The organism is Photorhabdus stackebrandtii, assembly GCF_011189495.1.
GTDB lineage: Bacteria > Pseudomonadota > Gammaproteobacteria > Enterobacterales > Enterobacteriaceae > Photorhabdus > Photorhabdus khanii.
Genome location: NZ_PUJV01000114.1, coordinates 1 through 1,324 on the forward strand (window position 1 = coordinate 1; position 1,324 = coordinate 1,324).

Consider the following 1,324-nt stretch of genomic DNA (forward strand, 5'->3'; position numbering starts at 1 on the left):
TCAGCTATGACGAACTGAACCGCCGCGCCAACCGGCTGGCCCATCATCTGTTGACCCTCGGCGTGCAGCCGGATGACCGGGTCGCCATCTGCGCCGAGCGCAGTCTGGAGATGGTGGTGGGATTATTGGCCATCCTGAAGGCCGGCGGTGCCTATCTGCCGCTCGATCCGGCTTATCCGGCCGAACGGCTGGCCTATATGCTCAGTGATGCGGCGCCAGTGGCCCTGCTGACCCAGTCCGCGCTGGTTGAAATACTGGACAGCAGCCTGCCTGCCGTGGTGCTGGATGCCCGCTCGCCGTCTGTCTTTGACGGGACGCCGGACAGCAACCCCGACCGCCGGACACGGGGACTGACTTCACAGCATCTGGCCTATGTGATTTATACCTCCGGCTCTACCGGCCAGCCCAAAGGGGTGATGAACAGCCACCGGGCCTTGTGTAACCGTCTGGTCTGGATGCAGGCTGCCTATGGCCTGACCCCCGATGACCGTGTCTTGCAGAAAACCCCGTTCAGTTTCGATGTGTCCGTCTGGGAATTCTTCTGGCCTCTGCTCTGGGGGGCCCGTCTGGTGATGGCCCGCCCCGAAGGCCACAAAGACGCGGGGTATTTGGCCCGGTTGATTGAGACCGCCGGTATTACCACATTGCACTTTGTGCCTTCCATGTTACAGCAGTTTGTACAGGGGGGTTCGCCGGCGCACACCTGTGCCTCCCTCAAACGGGTGATTTGCAGTGGTGAGGCCTTGCCGCCAGAGCTGCAACAGCGCTTTTTCTCCCACTTTGAGGCCGACTTGCACAACCTGTATGGTCCAACCGAAGCCGCGATTGATGTCACCTATTGGGCCTGTCAGCGCGAGGATAAACGCCACTTTGTCCCCATTGGCCGCCCGATTACCAATACCCAACTCTATATTCTGGATACCCAGGGTCAGCCCGTGCCGCTCGGTGTGGCCGGTGAAATCCATATTGGTGGAGTCGGGGTGGCCCGCGGTTACCTGAACCGGCCGGCACTGACAGCGGAACGTTTTATCCCGGACCCGTTCTCCCGCGCCCCGGATGCCCGCCTGTATAAAACCGGCGACCTCGGCCGCTGGCTGCCCGACGGCAGTATCGAATATCTGGGCCGTAACGACTTTCAGGTCAAGCTGCGCGGCTTCCGTATTGAACTGGGGGAAATTGAAACGCGCCTGACCCAGTGTCCGGGGGTGGAGGAAGCGGCCGTTATCGCCCGTGAAGATATCCCGGGTGACAAACGGTTAGTGGCCTATCTCCGGCCGCAGGCGGGTGCTGCCCTGGTGCCGGCGGATTTACGCCAGCAACTGGC

General features: G+C 61.6%; 1 protein-coding gene. It reads left to right on the top strand.

From position 1 onward, the window contains the following. On the top strand, window positions 1-1,324 hold a 1,324-nt coding region (locus C5470_RS21810), incomplete at both ends, for a non-ribosomal peptide synthetase (protein ID WP_166291886.1).